Consider the following 17065-nt stretch of genomic DNA (forward strand, 5'->3'; position numbering starts at 1 on the left):
CTTGGGGCTTCGGATTGAGGGTTTTTGCTGGTGGAACCGAGGAGGAGCGCGATGAAGAGGTACGGATCCATCGTGGCGGCGCTGGCGAGCGCGGCGGTACTGACGGCTGCACAGGCGACCTACGCGGCGCCCATGCAGGTGGCGATCGTCAACTACGCCTACGCGCCTGCCACGCTGAACGTCAGCCGCGGCACCACAGTGACCTGGGGCAATAGTGATACGGCTCCGCACACGATCACCAGCAGTGTGTCCGGTCCGCTCGACTCGCCGATGCTCGACCAGGGCGACAGCTTCAGCTTCACGTTCGACAATGCCGGTACGTTCAGCTACTACTGCACGGTTCACCCGACGATGAAGGGCACGGTCGTGGTCAGCTGATCGCGCCTGACGGCGCGGACGAAGGTGGCCCAGGCGGGTGGCCGGAAGACGAAGGCGCCGCGGGGGCGGGACTTGCTGTCGCCTATGGCGATGAGGGCGTCGGGGGTGTGTTGTAACTCGACACACCCGGGGTGCTGATCGTCGCTGTGGGAAGACTTCCGCCATGCCTGCGTGGGCAGGTTGAGACGTCTCACGGGTACCTCACTGCTGCTCAAGTTCGCGAGCGACTGACGTCATCAGGTCGATGGATTGCTCTACCGACAGTGCCGATGCCCGGAGGGTATCGAGCACCCTTCGGTACTTGGCCGTCACTTCATCCTCCTCTAGGTCCAGCTCGCCGTCGAGGTACGAGATGCGCACTACGTCGAAGTCCAGCGGGCCCGGGTACGAGAAGAGCGTGAAGGCGCCGCTGGTACAGGTGAACGCGCTTTGGGAAAAGGGGACGACTTGAATCGTCATGTCGGGAGGCTGGCTCACGGCGGCCAGTTGCCGGAGCTGTGCAGCCATGACACGGGGTCCGCCCACCTGCTGGCGGACCACGCCTTCCGCCATGATGCACAGGTACTGCGGTGGCGCCTCCTGGCAGAAGAGGTTCTGGCGAGCCATGCGGAAGTCCGCGTAGAACTCCAACTCCTCGTCAGTCAAGGGATTGGGTGATCCCGACATGACGGCAACTGCATAATTGCGCGTTTGTAGAAGTCCAGGGACGACCTGGGTCTGGTAAGTCGAGATCCGCGCAGCTTCCGACTCAAGGGTCAACCCCTCCTTGAAACCCGCCCCTAGGATCTCGCTGTGCTTACGCCACCAAGCCTTCTTCCGCCCCTCGGATGCGAGTGCGATTAGCCACTCGTGGGTCCGTTCGTCGTCGACCCGGTAGAGGTCCGTAAGCGCATCCAGCTCCAGCCGCGTGACGCAGTGCCGCCCGGTCTCGATGCGGCTGATCTTGCTGTTGTCGCCATGGACGGCTTCCGCCGCCTCCGCAGCGGTGACCCCCGCCGCCTCCCTCAGCTGCCTCAGCGCGGTCCCCAGCCGGCGCCGCCGGGCCGTCCGTTGTGCCTGCTGCCCCACGCGACCTCCCCCTTGAGCCCACCGGCACATCTTGCCGAACCGAAGCCTCAAGTCGCCAGCTACAAATTGTAGTTCTGCAATTTGAAGTTTGAATTACGTGCCGCATCCGTGCATCGTGGAACCGTCGCGGACTCGCAGGGTGGAAGGGACGGTAAATGGCCTACGGAAACGGGGTGTTCGTGGTAGATGCCCGCGAAGGCCGAGTCGTGCAGGTCATCGGGGGTGACGGTGACCGCGTCCAGGTTCAGCGCCCCGGCGGTGGCCTGGAGTGGGAAGTACCGCTCTCCGCACTGCGGTTGGCAACCGCGGAAGAACGTTCCGCGGCCGGACTGCGTCCGTACCGCACCGGGTGCGAGGAATGCGAGGCGCTGGAAAGCGCAAGGCGCGAGGCGAACGGCACCCAAGAAGCCGGAAAAGCGAGTGCGGCCGCGTACGGGCACTGGATCGTGGCACACTCTGCGGAAGGGAGGAACTAATGGTCCACTGTCAGCACAACGCGGCCTGGCAGCATGCCAACGGCGTGTCGCAGTGCACCCGTTGCGGTGCGCGCCGGTTCACGGATTACGGGGCTCTGCGCCCCGAGGGGCTGCCGCAGCCGGCCCGTACGCGCAGGCAGCTGCTGGAGGAACGGGACAAGGCCGCGGCGCTGATCATCGCGAAGGGCCACTACCGTGTGAGCCATTGGGGCTTCTCGCGGGCCGACTTTGCGCCGGTCAGGTGACGCGTGCGGTACCGCCGTGAGAAACGGGCCTGTCAGTAGGCTCACCATGTGCCGGGAACGAACGGCGGGGGCAGTGTGTTCCATGAGAACGGACCCGCTGATCGAAGGAGTACACACATGCTGTTCGGTGACGAGCACGTCAGGCGATATGTCGAGACCGACGGAGCCGAGGGCCACGACTGGCAGGGCTCCACGGTGCTGATCCTCACCACGACCGGCCGCAAGAGCGGGGCGCAGCGCAACAACCCGCTGATCTACCAGCCGTACGGCGATGCGCTGCTCCTCGTGGCCTCCAACGGCGGTTCGCCCACACCGCCCGCCTGGTACCTCAACCTGGAGGCGAACCCCGAGGTGCAGGTCCAGGTGAAGGGCGACCGTTTCACGGCACGCGCGCGTACGGCGAACGCCGAAGAGAAGCCGGCCATGTGGCGGACGATGGCCGCCACATGGCCGGCGTACGACGACTACCAGCGCAAGACGGACCGGGAGATCCCGGTGGTGGTGCTGGAGCGCGTCTGAGGTCCCGTATGGCCGGTCAGAGGCACAGAAGGAGGCTCGCGTTGCTGTCGTCGCTCCGCCCCGGAGACAGCTCGTCCCCGTGATCCTCGTCCGCCACCAGCGCCTGCAGGTCAAGAAGCGTCATACCTGACTGATTCCCATCCATCGGGCACGCCGAACGCGGCGTGCCCGATCACCACCGTCGCGTCCAACTCGTCGCACTTGACTACCCGCGCGGTCAGCCCGCTCGCCTCGAAAACGTCGACTGTCCGCTCAGCCTGTCGCTCACTCGTCTCGACGAGCAGGTGACCGCCCGGTGCGAGCCAGTCCAACGCTCCGGCGGCAACTCGCCGTTGCACGGTGAGCCCGTCCGTACCGCCGTCCAGGGCGACGCGCGCTTCGTGCTCCCGCGCCTCGGGCGGCAGCAGCCCGATCGCCTCCGTGGGCACGTACGGCGCGTTGGCGACCAGTACGTCGACGTGGCCGCGCAGGGCGGTGGGCAGGGGCTCGTACAGGTCGCCCTCGTAGACCCGCCCGCCCACCGCAGCAACGTTCCGCCGTGCACAGCGCACCGCCGCCGGATCGATGTCGGCGGCGTGCAGGTCGACCCCGCTGAGCGTCGCCCCGACCGCGCCCGTACCGCAGCACAGGTCGAGTACGACGCAACCCGGCCGCGCCAGTGATGCCGCCTGCTCGGCGAGGAATTCGGTGCGGCGGCGGGGGACGAAGACGCCGGGGTCGACGGCTATGCGCAGGCCGCGGAACTCGGCCCAGCCGAGGACGTGTTCCAGGGGGAGCCCGGTGACGCGCTGCTCGACCATGGTGTCGAGTTCGTCGGGCGTGCGGGCCGTGTCGAGGAGAAGTCGCGCCTCGTCCTCGGCGAAGACACAGCCGGCGGCGCGGAGGGTGGTGACAAGGGAAACCGACATGGGAGAGAAAGAGCCTTTCGGGAAGCCGAAGGACGCTCTCCCGGTCCGCCTATGCCAAGGAAAAGGGGACCGCGCGGTGGTGGGGTGAGAGCATCCCGCCTGCTACTGCGGTAATGGGTCTCACCTCCTAGGCCGTTCACGTACCGAAGACCGCATCATGCGCCCGAGCCGGGCCGATCGTCAAGATCGGCCCGGCTCGGGATGCCCGGGGCTAGTGGCCGCCCGGCTGGCCTCCGGCAGGGTTTCCGGCGGCAGGCGGCTGGACGGGCAGTGCGCCCAGCAGACCGGTCACCTGCCCCGCCAAAGTGGTGACCGTGCTCACGGCACCCGCAGCACCGTCCAGCGGCGTATCGGCGGATGCCGCCCCGGCGCCGCCCAGCACTGCGGCCGCGGCCAGCAACCCGGCAGCGATCGTCCTGTTCGTGGTCGTGGAGTTCATCGGGCCTCCAAATGAGAGGGGTTGGGTCCAGCCGGTGAGTATTCGGCGAACCGCCCGTCCCTCACAGCCCCAGCCGCCCCCTGTCACTCATTCGGGGACAGCTGCGAGGCCCAGGAACCGCTCCAGCCCCTCCACCACCAATGCGTGGTCCACTTCCTGCGCCAGGCCGGAGACGGCGACCGCGCCGATCACGCCCGTACCGCGCAGCCGCAGCGGGAACGCTCCGCCGTGGGCGGCGTAGCGACGCGGGTCGAGACGCGAGGCGGTCTCGAAGGTGCGGCCCTTGGCGCGGAAGCGCGCGCCGACCAGGAGCGAGGACTCCTCGTAGTGCAGCACCACGCGGCACTTGCGGTCGATCCAGCCGTCGTTGTCGGCCGTGGTGCCCGGCAACGCGCGGTGGAACAGGCGCTGGTTGACCCGGCGGATGCCGATCGTGACGGCCGCACCCCGCTCCTCCGCGAGTTCCGCCAGGGTCAGGCCCAGCCGCCACGCGTCGTCGTTGTCGAAGCGGTCGAGGACGAGGCGGGCCTCGTCCGCCTCCAGGCGTGCGATCAACTCACCCACTGCGACTGGGGTACTCACTTCGCGCCGTCCTCCAGCGTCACCGTGCGGCCTTCCTCCGCCGACTGCCGTGCGGCCTCCAGCACCCGCAGCGCGGCTGCCGCCTCCCGTGCCGTGACCGGCGGTTCGGCGCCCGTGCGCAGGGCGAGTTCGATGGCCGCGTAGTACGCGGGGTAGTCGCCCGGCAGCGTGGGCACCGGTTCGCCGCCGCCCGTCAGCGGTGACTCGCCCGCGCCGAGGCGGCCCCACGACGTCTCGGGTTCCCGCCCCCAGCCGGGGCCCGGGCGCAGGCCCTCGCGGAGGGCCGCCTCCTGGGGGTCGAGACCGTACTTCACGTAGCCCGCCGCACTGCCCAGCACCCGGAACCGCGGACCGAGTTGGGCCGCGGTGGCGCTCATCCACAGGTGGGAGCGGACGCCGTTGCGGTGGGTCAGGGCGATGAAGGTGTCGTCGTCCGCCTCCGCGCCCGGCCGCTGGATCTCCGACTCGGCGTAGACGGCCGCGGCCGGGCCGAAGAGGGCGAGCGCCTGGTCGACGAGGTGGCTGCCGAGGTCGTAGAGGATGCCGCCGATCTCGGCGGGGTCGCCGGACTCGCGCCAGCCGCCCTTGGGCTGTGGCCGCCAGCGCTCGAAGCGGGACTCGAAGCGCTGCACGCTGCCGAGGGCGCCGTCGGCGACGAGGCGGGCGACGGTGCGGAAGTCGTTGTCCCAGCGGCGGTTCTGGAACGGGCTGAGCAACAGCCCCTGCCGGTCGGCCAGTTCGGCGAGCGCCTCCGCCTCGGCGGCGGTCGCGGCGAGCGGCTTGTCGACGACGACGGGCAGGCCCGCTTCCAGTGCGGCGTACGCGAGCGGGATGTGCGTGCGGTTGGGGGAGGCGATGACGACCAGGTCGAGCTCGCCGGCCCGCGCGAACAGCTCGTCGGCCGTCGCGACGGTGCGCACCCGCGGGTGCTCGGCGCGGGCCTGGGCCCGGCGCTCCTCGTTGGCGGTGACGACCGTGTCGAGGACGAGCCCCCCGGTGGCCGCGATCAGCGGGGCGTGGAAGACGGAGCCTGCGAGGCCGTAGCCGATGAGGCCGACGCGGTACGGGTTCGGGGTGACCATGCCCTCCACTTTGGCAACGCTGTTGCAGAAGTGCAAGCGGGGCGATCACAATGGCGGTGTGCACAGGATCACCACCCCCGTCGGCGCCAACCTCGCCGCCCTCCGCGACCACAACACCGCCCTCGTCCTCGGCCTCCTGCGCGAGGCGGGCGGGCGCGGTGCGAGCCGCGCGGAGCTGGCGGGGCGCACGGGGCTGACCCCGCAGGCCGTCAGCAAGATCACCGCGCGGCTGCGGGACGGCGGGCTGGCCGCCGAGGCGGGCCGCCGGGCCTCCACGGGCGGCAAGCCCGCGACCGCGATCCGCCTGGTCCCGGGCGCGGCCCACGCGATAGGCCTGCACCTCGACCGCGACGAGATGCATGCGACCCTCGCCGACCTCACCGGCACGCCCGTCGCCGCCCGCACCGCCCCGCTCGCCTTCGGAGCGGGCGCGGAGGCGGTGCTCGCCACGGTGGAGGGGGAGGTCGCGGCCCTGCTGGCGGAGGCCGCCCCCGCCACGCTCCTCGGTGTCGGCGTCGCCGCCCCCGGTCCTCTCGACCACGCGGGCGGCATCCTGCACCGCGTCACCGGGCACCCGCAGTGGGACGGCTTCCCGCTGCGCGACGCGCTCGCCGAACGCCTCGGCCTGGGCGTCCCCGTCGTCCTCGACAAGGACACCAACGCCGCCGCCCTCGGCCTCGCCCGCACCCGCGCCGCCGACTCCTTCGCCTATCTCCACCTCGGCACCGGCCTCGGCGCCGGACTCGTCCTCGGCCGCGGCGTGCACCGCGGCGCGCGCACGGGGGCGGGGGAGTTCGGCCACCAGGTGCTCCAGCTCGACGGGCCGCCGTGCCCCTGCGGCAGCCGCGGCTGCATCGAGGTCCTGTGCCTGGCCGCCGTCGCCGAGGGCGACACCGCCCGCGCCGCCCGGCTGCTCGGCGTCGGCGCCGCCAACCTCGTGCGGCTGCTGGACATCGACCTCGTCCTGCTCGGCGGCCGCACCGTGCTCGCCGACCCTGAGGCGTACACGGCCGGGGTGCGGGACGCCCTCGGGGGCACGGCCCCCGTCGTCGTCGCCCCCGGCGGCGAGCGCACCGTGGTCGACGGGGCGGCCGAGCTCGCCCTCGCCCCGCTCTTCCGCACAACGGGTGGCGTCTGACGGCCGGTCGGCCGTACGCGCCCGTACCGCGCGGCGCCCGGTGGGATGTACCGGTACGTCCACGCCGTTCCCCAGCGCGAAGGTCCCGGAACCATGTCCCTGCCCCGCACCCTCGGCGCCGCCGCGTTCGTCCTGGCCGCCGCCCTCGGGCCGGCCGTGGTGCCGCAGGAGCCGGCCGCCGCGAGCCCGCAGCCGCACTGCGGCGACCCCGCCGGCAAGGGCTTCCCCATCACCTCGCGCCTGAGCGGCGGCCCGGACACGTACGAGCGCGGGGGCGCCCAGCAGACCTGGGAACTGGAGCTGCAGAACACCACCGACGGCGAGTGCCGCGCCGTCCACCCCGTGGCGGTGCTGTCCGACAAGGGACGGGCGCTGCAGCCCGGCCACATCCGGCTCGACTTCTACGATCCCGGCGGCTCGCGGTGGCGGCCGGTGCAGTTCGAGCGCACGGACGAGGCGGAGGACGTGGGAGTGCTGGACGGGCAGGAGCCCGACTTTCCCGGTTTCTCCGTGCCCGCCCACCGGGCGGTCACGGTGCGGATGCGGCTGGGGTTCACGGGGGATGCGCCTGAGGGGGCGGTCACGGCCAATGTCACCGCTGTGCAGCGGCGGGGGGCGGACGGGGCGTGGGTGGGGGAGTCCGGCGACTACCGGTTTGCGGTGGGGGGCGGGGACACGGGGTCGGACGGGCTCGCCGACACGGGTGCGCATCCGCTGCGGGGGATTGCGGCTGGTGCGGGCGGGGTGCTTGCCGCGGGGGCGGCGTTGATGGTGGGGGCGCGGAGGCTTAGGCAGTAGCGCCCCGTAAGGGGCGCGGGGAACTGTGCGATCAACCACCGCCGGCCCGCGGTCGAGGAGCTGCCTTGGGGTCCGGGGCGTAGCCCCTGGAACGTCGGCTGCGGGCTCGTCGTGGCTGGTCGCGCAGTTCCCCGCGCCCCTTACGGGGCGCGGCCTGACGGAGCGCAGGGTCACGGGGCACGCCCCTGACGGGGCGCGGACCTACGGAGTGTCCCGTGCGAGGATCGCGCCGTGAACAGCGCGCACTCTCCCGGTTCCCCCATTCGGGCCGGTATCCCCGAGCACGGCCGGATTCCCAAGTACTACGCCGTCAAGACCCAAGTGGCCGCCCTGCTGGACGAATTGGGCGAAGGCGGGCTCCTGCCCACCGAACGCGAGCTCGCCGCACGCTTCGAGGTGTCCCGCGAGACGCTGCGGCAGGCCCTGCGCGAGCTCCTGCTGGAGGGCCGCCTGCGCCGCGCGGGCCGCGGCACGGTCGTGGCGGGCCCCAAGCTCGAACAGCCCCTGGCCCTCGCCAGCTACACCGAAGGCGTCCGCCGCCAGGGCCGCCGCCCGGGCCGCACCCTGGTGGGGCTGGAGCGCCTGCCGAGCCCGGACGCCCTCGCCGCGGACCTCGGGGTGCAACAGGGCGACCCCGTCTGGCACATGGAGCGCGTGCTGCTGGCGGACGACGAGCGCGTCGGCCTGGAGAGCACGTACATCGCGGTCGAGCGCGTACCCCGGCTCGACGCCGACTTCTCGCCCGACTCGTCCTTCTACGGCTACCTGCGCGAGCGGCTCGGCATCCGCTTCGGCGACGCGGACGAGAAGCTGGAGACCGTGCTGGCCACCCCGCGCGAGGCCCTCCTCATCGGTACGCCGCCCGCGCTGCCCATGCTGCTGATCCACCGGCTGTCGCGGGACACGGAGGGCCGCCCGATGGAGCGGGTGCGCTCGCTGTACCGGGGGGACCGCTTCTCGTTCACGACACATCTGGGCACTCCGTAAGGGGCGCGGGGAACTGCGCGAGCAACATAGATAACGGACAGATAACGGGTCTAGGCCAACCTTGACGGCCAGTTCACCTTCACGTTGCCTTGCAGCCCCAACGGAGTAACCCGCTCCGGCGACGGTCATCGCATGCGAGTCATAGTCGTCGGAGCCGGCGTGGTGGGAACCATGCACGCCTGGCATGCAGTGCAACGCGGCCACGAGGTCGTCCACTTGGAGCGCGAGACCGAGGCCCGAGGAGCCTCCGTCCGCAACTTCGGTCTGGTCTGGGTCAGCGGCCGGGCCACCGGCGCGGAGCTGGACACCGCGCTGCGCGCCCGTGAGCTGTGGGAGGAGATCGGGGCCACCGTCCCCGGCCTCGGTTTCCGGGGCAACGGTTCGCTGACCCTCGTCACCAACGAGGCCGAGCTGGCCGTCGCCCGGGCGGCCGCCGAGGGCCCCGAGGCGGCCCGGCGCGGTTTCGAACTCCTCGGCCCCGCCGAGGTCCGCGCCCTCGAACCCGCCCTGCGCGGCACGTTCCTCGGCGCCCTGCGCTGCGAGCGCGACGCCGCCGTCGAACCGCGCACCGCCCAGCGCGTCCTGAAGGCCGAACTGCTGAAGTCCGGCCGCTACACCTTCCTCGGCGGGCGCGAGGTCCGCGAGGTCGTCGGCGAGCGCGCCGTCCGCGACGACCGCGGCGACGTCCACCACGGCGACGCCGTGGTGCTGTGCACGGGCGCCTGGCTCGGCGGGCTCGTCAAGGAGCTCGCCCCCGAACTCCCCGTCCGCCGCGTGCGGTTGCAGATGATGCAGACCGAGCCCCTCGGCGAGCGTCTCGGCTCCTCCGTCGCCGACGCCGACAGCTTCCGCTACTACCCGGCCTACGGCGGCGCCGCGCTGGACGCGATGGCCGCCGCGCAGGCCCAGCCGCCGGTGGCCGCCGAGCACAAGATGCAGCTGCTGATGGTCCAGCGCGCGGACGGCGGGCTGACCATCGGCGACACGCACGAGTACGAGTCCCCGTTCGCCTTCGACGTCGACGAGGCGCCCTACGGGCACCTCACCGAGGTCGCCGAGTCCCTCCTCGGCCGCCCGCTGCCGGCGATCCGGCGTCGCTGGGCCGGGGTGTACGCGCAGTGCCTGGACACCGGGCGCGTCGTGCACCGCGAGCAGGTGCGCGAGGGCGTGTGGCTGGTCACCGGGCCCGGCGGGCGCGGCATGACCTGCTCCCCGGCGATTGCCGAGACGACCGCGAACGAACTGGACTGGTGAGGAAGTTGAAGTTGAAGAACCGCATTTCTCTGGTCGTGCTCGACATGGCCGGCACGACCGTCGCCGACGACGGCCTCGTCGAGCAGGCCTTCGAGGCCGCGGCGCAGCGGCTCGGCGTCGAGCCGGGCACCCCGGACCACGCCGACAAGCTGGCCTACGTCCGCGCCACCATGGGCGAGTCCAAGATCTCCGTCTTCCGCCACCTCTTCGGCGAGGAGGCGAAGGCGCAGCAGGCCAACGCCGCCTTCGAGGAGGCCTACGGGCAGCTGGTCGGGGCCGGGCACTGCGCGCCGATCCCGGGCGCCCGCGAGGCGATCGAGCGGCTGCGCGCCGAGGGCCGCGGCGTCGTGCTGACCACCGGCTTCGCCCGGGTCACCCAGGACGCCATCCTCACCGCGCTCGGCTGGGGCGACGGCCTCGCCGACCTCACCCTCTGCCCGGGCGACGTGGGCGGCCGCGGCCGCCCGTACCCGGACATGGTGCTGGCCGCCCTGCTGCGCACGCAGGCCGCGGACGCGGTGGCGCAGATCGCGGTGGCGGGGGACACCTCGTACGACATGCTCACCGGGAGCCGGGCGGGCGCGGGCGTGGTCGCCGGCGTGCTGACCGGCGCCCACGAGGAGAACGCCCTGCGGGCGGCCGGGGCCACGCACGTCCTGGGCTCCGTGGCCGAACTCCCGGACGCCATCGCGGAGTACGAGTCGTGACAGGCATACGGTTCGAGGGCGTCAGCGTCGCCTACGGCGACAGCACCGTCCTCGACTCCCTCTCCCTCACCGTCGAGCCCGGCGAGGTCATGGCCCTGCTCGGGCCGTCCGGATCCGGCAAGACGACCGCACTGCGGTCCGTCGCCGGGTTCGTACGGCCCGCCGCCGGGCGGGTGTTCATCGGCGACCAGGACGTCACCGACCTCGCCCCGTACCGCCGCGGCGTCGGCATGGTCGTCCAGCAGTACGCGCTCTTCCCGCACATGCGGGTCGACGCCAACGTCGCCTTCGGGCTCAAGGCGCAGAAGGCGCCGCGCGACATGATCACCGGGCGGGTCGCGGAAGCGCTGGAGATGACGGGCATGGCGGCGTACGCCAAGCGGTACCCGCGCGAGCTGTCCGGCGGACAGCAGCAGCGCGTGGCCATCGCGCGGGCGCTGGCCATCCGCCCCGGGGTGCTGCTCCTGGACGAGCCGCTCTCCGCGCTGGACGCGCAGCTGCGCTCCGGCATGCTGACGGAACTTGCGCGGCTGCACCGCGAGTTGCCGGACATCACCATGCTGTACGTCACCCACGACCAGGTCGAGGCGCTCACCCTCGCCGACCGGATCGCGGTCATGGACCGCGCCCGGCTGCAGGACTGCGGCACGCCGCAGGAGCTGTACCGGCGCCCGCGCACCGAGTTCACGGCGTCGTTCGTCGGCAACGCGAACCTGCTGCCGGTGACCGTCACCGGGGACGGGCACGTCGGCCTCGCGGGCGCGGACGTCACCGTCCCGACCGGCGACGCGGCCCGGGGCGCGTCGGCCACGCTGTGCGTGCGCCCGCACCTGGTGGGCCTGGGCCCCGGCCCGAACGCCCTGCGGGGCAAGGTCGCGGAGGTGCAGTGGCGGGGCGCCACGCACCGGGTGGCCGTCGAGGTGGACGGCCACCGGGTCATCGCGGACGTCCGCGAACTCCGGGAGACCCCGGCACTCGGCGACGAGGCCACCGTCCACTTCGCGAGCGAGGACGCGGTGCTGCTGCCGTTGGGGGCCACGGATGGCTGACCGGAACAGCGCGCGGGTCAAGGTGGGTTCGGCACTGCCTGCCACCGCCGCGGAGGGCAGGGGGCCGCGCCCCTACGACCCTCCGGCACCGGGCGCCGAAAACTCCCCCCGCCGCAACGACGAGCAACCCCACGACTGGAGTCCGGCGGTGCCGAGCCCACGGAAGTTGCGGGCCCTGCCCGTATGGGCATGGGTTCTCCCGCCCCTCGCCGTCCTCGGGCTCGTCTTCCTCTACCCCCTCGCCCTCGTCGCCTGGCAGTCCGTCTCGCCGGACGGCTCCGGCGGCCCCTCCCTCGCCGCGTACGGCGACGTCTTCGGACAGGCCGCCTTCCGCCAGGCCCTCGGCACCACGGTGTGGATCGCCGCCGGATCCACGGCCGGCGCCGTGGTCCTCGGGTTCGCCCTGGCGATCGTGATCGCCTTCGTCCCCTTTCCCGGGGGCAAGGCCCTCAGCCGGTTCATCGACGTCTTCCTCTCCTTCCCCTCCTTCCTCATCACCCTCGCCCTCCTCTTCATCTACGGCACCGTCGGCATGGCCAACGGCCTCTGGACCGACACCGTCGGCGGCACGGGGCCGTTCGACTTCCTGCACACCCCCTGGGGCGTGCTCCTCGCCGAGATCACCTACTTCACCCCCTTCGTCATGCGCCCCCTCCTCGCGGCCTTCTCCCAGGTCGAGACGGCGCAGCTGGAGGCCGCCTCCTCCCTCGGCGCGAAGGCGCCCCGCATCATCCGGCAGGTGATCCTCCCCGAGGCGCTGCCCTCGCTCGCCGCGGGCGGCTCGCTCGTCCTCGTGATGTGCCTCAACGAGTTCGGCATCGTCCTCTTCACCGGCGCCAAGGGCGTGACGACCCTGCCCACGCTCGTCTACAGCAAGGCCATCCTCGACGGCGACTACACCTCCGCCTGCGTGGTCGCGGTCGTCAACATCGTGCTCTCCGTGGGCCTTTACGGCCTGTACCGGCTGCTGCTCTCCCGAACGCGCCCCGCAGGAGGCCCTCGTGCTCGTGCATAGCCGCCGCGCCCGGTGGGCGGTCCAGACCGTCTTCTTCGCGCTCTTCCTGCCCGTCTTCGCCCTCCCCTTCCTGGTGATCGTGGCCGCCTCCTTCGCCACGAGCTGGAGCGGCGCCTTCCCCTCCGGTGCCACCACGGCGCACTACCAGGACCTGGTCCAGGGCGACGCGACGGACGCCCTCGTCACCAGCCTGGTGACGGCCGTCACCGCCAGCCTGCTCGCCCTCGCCCTCGGCACCTGGGCGGCCCTCGCCGCGCAGACCCTGCGCGGCCGGCGCTCGCGCAAGGTCGTGGACGCGCTGTTCATGCTCCCGGTGGCGGTGCCGTCCGTCGTCGTGGGACTGTCGCTGCTCGTCGCCTTCTCCCGGCCCCCGCTGCTCCTCAACGGCACCCGCGAGATCGTGATCGTCGCGCACACCGTGCTCGTCACCGCCTTCGCCCACCAGTCGGTGACGGCCGCGCTCGCGCGGCTGGACCCGGCGTACGAGCAGAGCGCCGCGAGTCTCGGCGCGCGCCCCGCCTATGTGCTGTGGCGCGTGAAGCTCCCCCTCCTGCTGCCCTCCCTCACGGCCGCCGCCGGCCTCTGCTTCGCCCTGTCCATGGGCGAGTTGAGCGCCACGATGATGCTCTACCCGCCGGACTGGCTTCCCCTCCCCGTCAAGATCTTCGGAGCCACCGACCGGGGCTCGCTCTTCTCCGGAGCCGCGCTCGCCGTCGTCCTGATGGTCACCACCCTCCTCGCCCTCCTGGGCGTCTCCCGCATCCGCACCCGCGCCTCCTTCAGATAACCACCCACCACTGACAACGGAGTTCCCCTGCCATGCCCCGCTGCTCCCGTCCGCTCACCGCCGCCCTCGGCGCCCTGGCCCTCGGCGCCTCCCTCACCGCCTGCGGCGGTTCCGCCGACGCCTCCGCCAAGGAGATCACCGTCTACAGCGCCGACGGCCTCAAGACCGAGAACGGCACCGGCTTCTACGACAAGGTCTTCAAGGACTTCGAGGACAAGACCGGAATCAAGGTCAAGTACGTCGAGGGCGGTTCGGGCGAGATGGTCCAGCGCCTCAACCGCGAACGGGCCAACACCCAGGCGGACGTGGTCGTCACCCTCCCGCCGTTCATCCAGCAGGCCTCGAGCAAGGGGCTGTTGGAGGAGTACAAGCCCGCAGGGTCCGACCAGGTCGCCGACGCCGACAAGGACCCCTCCGGCAAGTGGACCTCCGTCGTCAACAACTACTTCTGCTTCATCTACAACACCAAGGAGCTCAGCAGCGCTCCGCCCAAGACCTGGAACGACCTCCTCGACGCCAAGTTCAAGGGCAAGCTGCAGTATTCGACCCCCGGCGTCGCCGGCGACGGAACGGCCGTGCTGATCAAGGCCATGCACGACTTCGGCGGCAAGGACGCCGCCATGGCCTACTTCAAGAAGCTGCAGGCCAACAACGTCGGCCCGTCCTCCTCCACCGGCCAGCTCGCTCCCAAGACCGACAAGGGCGAACTCCTCGTCGCCAACGGCGACGTGCAGATGAACTACGCCAACACCAAGTTCATGTCGAACCAGGGCATCTTCTTCCCCGCCGGGGACAACGGAAAGCCCACGACCTTCGCCCTGCCCTACGCGGCCGGACTGGTCAAGAGCGCACCGCACACGGCCAACGCGAAGAAGTTCCTCGACTACCTGCTCTCCGACGAGGTCCAGGGCGAGGTCTCCTCCGTCGCCGGCGGCTTCGCGGCCCGCACGGACGTCAAGGCGGGCGACCGCAACGCGATAGCCCTCGGCGAGATCATGAAGGGCGTGGAGATCTTCCGCCCGGACTGGAAGGACATCGACGACCACCTGCCGTCGTACGTGGAGGCATGGAAGCAGGCGACGGGCAGCTGAGGGGAGCCCCGTCAACCGCGCCCCGAAGGGGCGCGGGGCTGTTTCGATTTGCGGCTCCGCCGCGTGGGCGCGACCAGCCACAACGGACCAGCAGCGGACCACATAGGGTGGAGGTACCGGGGCACCGCCCAAGCACCACGTACCTCAGCGGGAGCGTCATGGCAGAACGCAAGCCGATCGAATCCTGGCTCACCGACATGGACGGTGTGCTGATGCACGAGGGCATTCCGGTCCCCGGGGCCGACGCCTTCATCAAGCGGCTCCGCGAGTCCGGCAGGCCCTTTCTCGTCCTGACCAACAACTCGATCTACACCCCGCGCGACCTGCACGCCCGGCTCGCCTGGATCGGGCTCGACGTGCCCGTCCAGAACATCTGGACGTCGGCCCTGGCCACGGCCCAGTTCCTGGACGACCAGCGGCCCGGCGGCACCGCCTACGTCATCGGCGAGGCCGGTCTCACCACGGCCCTGCACGACATCGGCTACGTGCTCACCGACGTCGAGCCCGACTACGTCGTCCTCGGCGAGACCCGCACCTACAGCTTCGAGGCGCTCACCAAGGCGATCCGGCTGATCAACGCGGGCGCCCGGTTCATCGCCACCAATCCGGACGAGACCGGGCCCTCCGCCGAGGGCGCCCTGCCCGCCACCGGCTCGGTCGCCGCCCTGATCACCAAGGCGACCGGCCGGGAGCCCTACTTCGTCGGCAAGCCCAACCCGCTGATGATGCGCGCCGGGCTCAACGCCATCGGGGCCCACTCCGAGAGCAGCGCCATGATCGGTGACCGGATGGACACCGACGTGCTGGCCGGCCTGGAGGCCGGCATGGAGACCTTCCTCGTCCTGACCGGGCTGACCCGGCCCGAGGAGGTCGAGCACCACCCCTTCCGCCCGTCCCGGGTGGTCGACTCGATCGCCGATCTCGTCGATCTGATCTGAGCGGCAACGGGCGGAACAGGGCCCGTTCCGGTCGCGATTCTGAGCCGATCGGGCCCGATGATCGCCAAATGGAGCAATACGTCTACGGAGCGGATGCGCCGCGCTCGCCCGCCGGGTGAACCTCTGGAGCAGGAGGTTCACCATGGACTCATTCCGCATCGCCCTGTGCGGCGCCGTCACCGCTGCGGTGGCCGTCTGCACCGGAACCCTCTCCGCCGGACCGGCCCGCGCCGGCGACGGTCCGGCGACGATGTCGGGAACGATAGAGCTCACCCCCGTCTCCACCCGCCCCGGCTCCGAGGTGCAGCTGCGCATCTCCGGCTGCCGCAGCGAGCGGGCCACGGCCACCTCCGAGGCCTTCGTCTCCGACGCCCGGCTGGCGAAGGACTCCGCGGGGCTCTTCGCGGAGGCGACCATCCGCCAGACCGCCCGCGCCGGCACGTACCCGGTCAAGGTGATGTGCGACGGCTACAACTCGACCGCCCAGGGCCGGCTGACCGTCGTCCCCTACGGCCGTGACCTGCCCGAACCCCAGGCCGCCCCGCAGCCTCCCGAGCAGCGCACCGCCCCCGTCGTGCACGACGGGCTCGGCCCGCACGAGGCCCACACCATGCCCGGCGGGCACTTCGCCTCGCCCGTCGCTCCGGTTCCGGCGGGCGGCGGCGGCACCGCGCGCGTGGCCGTCCCGGAGGCGCCCGACACCCCCGGGCTGGTCCTCGCCGGCACCACGGCCGCCATCGCAGGCGGCCTGATCTGGTACCGCCGGCGCACCGACGGCCGTCAGCAGCGGTGAGAGAGGCGACCCGGGTGCCATGGAAGAACTGCGTACCGGGGGCGAGCCGCAGACGACCGGCCGCGGGCGGCTGCTGACCGGCATGGCCTGGGCGGCCCTGCTGGTCGCCCTGTGGCTGTGGGGCCGCGAGGCCACCGAGGTGCCGTCGTCGGTCACCCCCACCACGGGCGACGCCGCGGCCGCGGGCCGACCGCCCGCCCATCCCCTGCCCCCGGCCCGGGACCCCCTGCCGGAGTCGCGCCCGCGGTTCCTCGCCATCAAGGCCATGGGCGTCCGCGCCCCCGTCGAGGAGCGCGGGCTCACCCCGCAGGGCGCGGTCGAACCGCCGCCGTACGACCGGCCCAACAGCGTCGCCTGGTACCGGGGCGGCCCCCGGCCCGGCGCCCGCGGTGCGGCCGTCCTCGTCGGGCACGTCGACACCCGGCACGGCCGCGCGGTCTTCGCGGGGCTCGGCGGCATCCCGCGCGGCGAGACGATCACGGTCGAGCGCGCGGACGGCAGCACCGCCGAGTTCACGGTCGACGACGTGGCGGTCTATACCAAGGACCGCTTCGACGCGGCCAGGGTCTACGGCCCGCACGAAAAGGGCCGCGCCGAACTGCATTTGATCACCTGCGGCGGCACCTTCGACCGGGTGCGGCAGACGTACAGCGCGAACGTCGTGGTCTCGGCGTACCTGACCGGCAGCAGCACCCGACCGTAGTCCCGCAGCCTGCAACGAGCGGAGAGATCCCCGTGGAACCACCGGCGAACACTCGCCCAACAGAGCGACTCCGCACCGTGTCCCGGCGGGAGCGCCCCCGGCCGCGGC

At 71.9% G+C, this 17065-nt stretch carries 22 protein-coding genes; 15 read left to right on the forward strand and 7 right to left on the reverse strand.

Annotated features, from left to right (window positions below):
- Positions 1 to 51: 51 nt before the first annotated feature.
- Positions 52 to 378 carry a cupredoxin domain-containing protein gene (locus ACLHRZ_RS16870; RefSeq protein WP_490419247.1) on the forward strand — a complete coding sequence of 109 codons (327 nt, stop codon included), beginning with the start codon at positions 52 to 54 and terminating at the stop codon, positions 376 to 378.
- Here ACLHRZ_RS16870 and ACLHRZ_RS16875 read toward each other — a convergent pair.
- Both ACLHRZ_RS16875 and ACLHRZ_RS16880 read right to left on the reverse strand, forming a co-directional pair.
- Complete coding sequence (locus ACLHRZ_RS16875; RefSeq protein WP_490419248.1) at positions 342 to 572, reverse strand: DUF397 domain-containing protein; 231 nt, start codon at positions 570 to 572, stop codon at positions 342 to 344. The two genes, ACLHRZ_RS16870 and ACLHRZ_RS16875, sit on opposite strands and share 37 nt — an antisense overlap.
- 7 nt (positions 573 to 579) lie before the next feature.
- Positions 580 to 1446, reverse strand: a complete 867-nt coding sequence (locus ACLHRZ_RS16880) for a helix-turn-helix domain-containing protein (RefSeq protein ID WP_490419249.1) — start codon at positions 1444 to 1446, stop codon at positions 580 to 582.
- A 475-nt stretch (positions 1447 to 1921) separates the two neighbouring features.
- Here ACLHRZ_RS16880 and ACLHRZ_RS16885 point away from each other — a divergent pair, with 475 nt between their 5' ends.
- Together ACLHRZ_RS16885 and ACLHRZ_RS16890 are read left to right on the forward strand one after the other, a co-directional pair.
- On the forward strand, positions 1922 to 2167 hold the full coding sequence (locus ACLHRZ_RS16885; RefSeq protein WP_490419250.1) for a DUF6255 family natural product biosynthesis protein: 246 nt from the start codon (positions 1922 to 1924) through the stop codon (positions 2165 to 2167).
- Between the two features lie 117 nt (positions 2168 to 2284).
- Positions 2285 to 2686 (forward strand): nitroreductase family deazaflavin-dependent oxidoreductase, encoded by a 402-nt coding sequence (locus ACLHRZ_RS16890; protein WP_490419251.1) that lies wholly within the window; start codon positions 2285 to 2287, stop codon positions 2684 to 2686.
- A 16-nt stretch (positions 2687 to 2702) separates the two neighbouring features.
- Here the strand turns inward: ACLHRZ_RS16890 and ACLHRZ_RS16895 are convergent, their stop codons facing one another.
- The 5 genes from ACLHRZ_RS16895 to ACLHRZ_RS16915 all read right to left on the reverse strand — a co-directional run bounded on the left by ACLHRZ_RS16895 (position 2703) and on the right by ACLHRZ_RS16915 (position 5697).
- Positions 2703 to 2810 (reverse strand): SapB/AmfS family lanthipeptide, encoded by a 108-nt coding sequence (locus ACLHRZ_RS16895; protein WP_490419252.1) that lies wholly within the window; start codon positions 2808 to 2810, stop codon positions 2703 to 2705.
- Positions 2797 to 3594: a putative protein N(5)-glutamine methyltransferase gene (locus ACLHRZ_RS16900; protein WP_490419253.1), complete on the reverse strand. Its 798-nt coding sequence runs from the start codon at positions 3592 to 3594 to the stop codon at positions 2797 to 2799. Before ACLHRZ_RS16900 ends, ACLHRZ_RS16895 begins: the two co-directional genes overlap by 14 nt.
- A gap of 211 nt (positions 3595 to 3805) precedes the next feature.
- The gene (locus ACLHRZ_RS16905; protein ID WP_490419254.1) at positions 3806 to 4033 is read right to left on the reverse strand and encodes a hypothetical protein; all 228 of its coding nucleotides are present in this window, start codon (positions 4031 to 4033) and stop codon (positions 3806 to 3808) included.
- A gap of 87 nt (positions 4034 to 4120) precedes the next feature.
- Positions 4121 to 4615 (reverse strand): heme-degrading domain-containing protein, encoded by a 495-nt coding sequence (locus ACLHRZ_RS16910; protein ID WP_490419255.1) that lies wholly within the window; start codon positions 4613 to 4615, stop codon positions 4121 to 4123.
- Entirely contained in the window at positions 4612 to 5697 is a 1086-nt protein-coding gene (locus ACLHRZ_RS16915) for a Gfo/Idh/MocA family oxidoreductase (protein ID WP_490419256.1), read from the reverse strand. Before ACLHRZ_RS16915 ends, ACLHRZ_RS16910 begins: the two co-directional genes overlap by 4 nt.
- Before the next feature lie 58 nt (positions 5698 to 5755).
- Here ACLHRZ_RS16915 and ACLHRZ_RS16920 point away from each other — a divergent pair, with 58 nt between their 5' ends.
- From ACLHRZ_RS16920 to ACLHRZ_RS16975, 12 genes are all read left to right on the forward strand, one after another.
- Entirely contained in the window at positions 5756 to 6835 is a 1080-nt protein-coding gene (locus tag ACLHRZ_RS16920) for an ROK family transcriptional regulator (RefSeq protein WP_490419257.1), read from the forward strand.
- Between the two features lie 93 nt (positions 6836 to 6928).
- Positions 6929 to 7633, forward strand: coding sequence for a hypothetical protein (locus ACLHRZ_RS16925; RefSeq protein ID WP_490419258.1), 705 nt, complete (start codon positions 6929 to 6931; stop codon positions 7631 to 7633).
- A gap of 231 nt (positions 7634 to 7864) precedes the next feature.
- Complete coding sequence (locus ACLHRZ_RS16930) at positions 7865 to 8620, forward strand: GntR family transcriptional regulator (RefSeq protein ID WP_490419259.1); 756 nt, start codon at positions 7865 to 7867, stop codon at positions 8618 to 8620.
- Positions 8621 to 8752: 132 nt separating this feature from the next.
- Entirely contained in the window at positions 8753 to 9874 is a 1122-nt protein-coding gene (locus ACLHRZ_RS16935; RefSeq protein WP_490419260.1) for a TIGR03364 family FAD-dependent oxidoreductase, read from the forward strand.
- 11 nt (positions 9875 to 9885) lie between these two features.
- Positions 9886 to 10581 (forward strand): phosphonatase-like hydrolase, encoded by a 696-nt coding sequence (locus ACLHRZ_RS16940; RefSeq protein ID WP_490419261.1) that lies wholly within the window; start codon positions 9886 to 9888, stop codon positions 10579 to 10581.
- Positions 10578 to 11630: an ABC transporter ATP-binding protein gene (locus ACLHRZ_RS16945; protein WP_490419262.1), complete on the forward strand. Its 1053-nt coding sequence runs from the start codon at positions 10578 to 10580 to the stop codon at positions 11628 to 11630. The genes ACLHRZ_RS16940 and ACLHRZ_RS16945 overlap by 4 nt, the downstream gene beginning before the upstream one ends.
- Entirely contained in the window at positions 11623 to 12645 is a 1023-nt protein-coding gene (locus ACLHRZ_RS16950; RefSeq protein ID WP_490419263.1) for a 2-aminoethylphosphonate ABC transporter permease subunit, read from the forward strand. The genes ACLHRZ_RS16945 and ACLHRZ_RS16950 overlap by 8 nt, the downstream gene beginning before the upstream one ends.
- Positions 12632 to 13432, forward strand: a complete 801-nt coding sequence (locus ACLHRZ_RS16955; RefSeq protein WP_490419264.1) for an ABC transporter permease — start codon at positions 12632 to 12634, stop codon at positions 13430 to 13432. Before ACLHRZ_RS16950 ends, ACLHRZ_RS16955 begins: the two co-directional genes overlap by 14 nt.
- A 32-nt stretch (positions 13433 to 13464) precedes the next feature.
- The gene (locus ACLHRZ_RS16960; protein ID WP_490419265.1) at positions 13465 to 14523 is read left to right on the forward strand and encodes a 2-aminoethylphosphonate ABC transporter substrate-binding protein; all 1059 of its coding nucleotides are present in this window, start codon (positions 13465 to 13467) and stop codon (positions 14521 to 14523) included.
- Positions 14524 to 14681: 158 nt separating this feature from the next.
- The gene (locus ACLHRZ_RS16965; RefSeq protein WP_490419266.1) at positions 14682 to 15461 is read left to right on the forward strand and encodes an HAD-IIA family hydrolase; all 780 of its coding nucleotides are present in this window, start codon (positions 14682 to 14684) and stop codon (positions 15459 to 15461) included.
- Positions 15462 to 15603: 142 nt separating this feature from the next.
- On the forward strand, positions 15604 to 16254 hold the full coding sequence (locus ACLHRZ_RS16970) for a hypothetical protein (RefSeq protein ID WP_490419267.1): 651 nt from the start codon (positions 15604 to 15606) through the stop codon (positions 16252 to 16254).
- 19 nt (positions 16255 to 16273) lie between these two features.
- Complete coding sequence (locus tag ACLHRZ_RS16975; protein WP_490419268.1) at positions 16274 to 16957, forward strand: class F sortase; 684 nt, start codon at positions 16274 to 16276, stop codon at positions 16955 to 16957.
- Positions 16958 to 17065: the final 108 nt, after the last annotated feature.

It is taken from the genome of Streptomyces sp. AM25 (genome assembly GCF_058146165.1).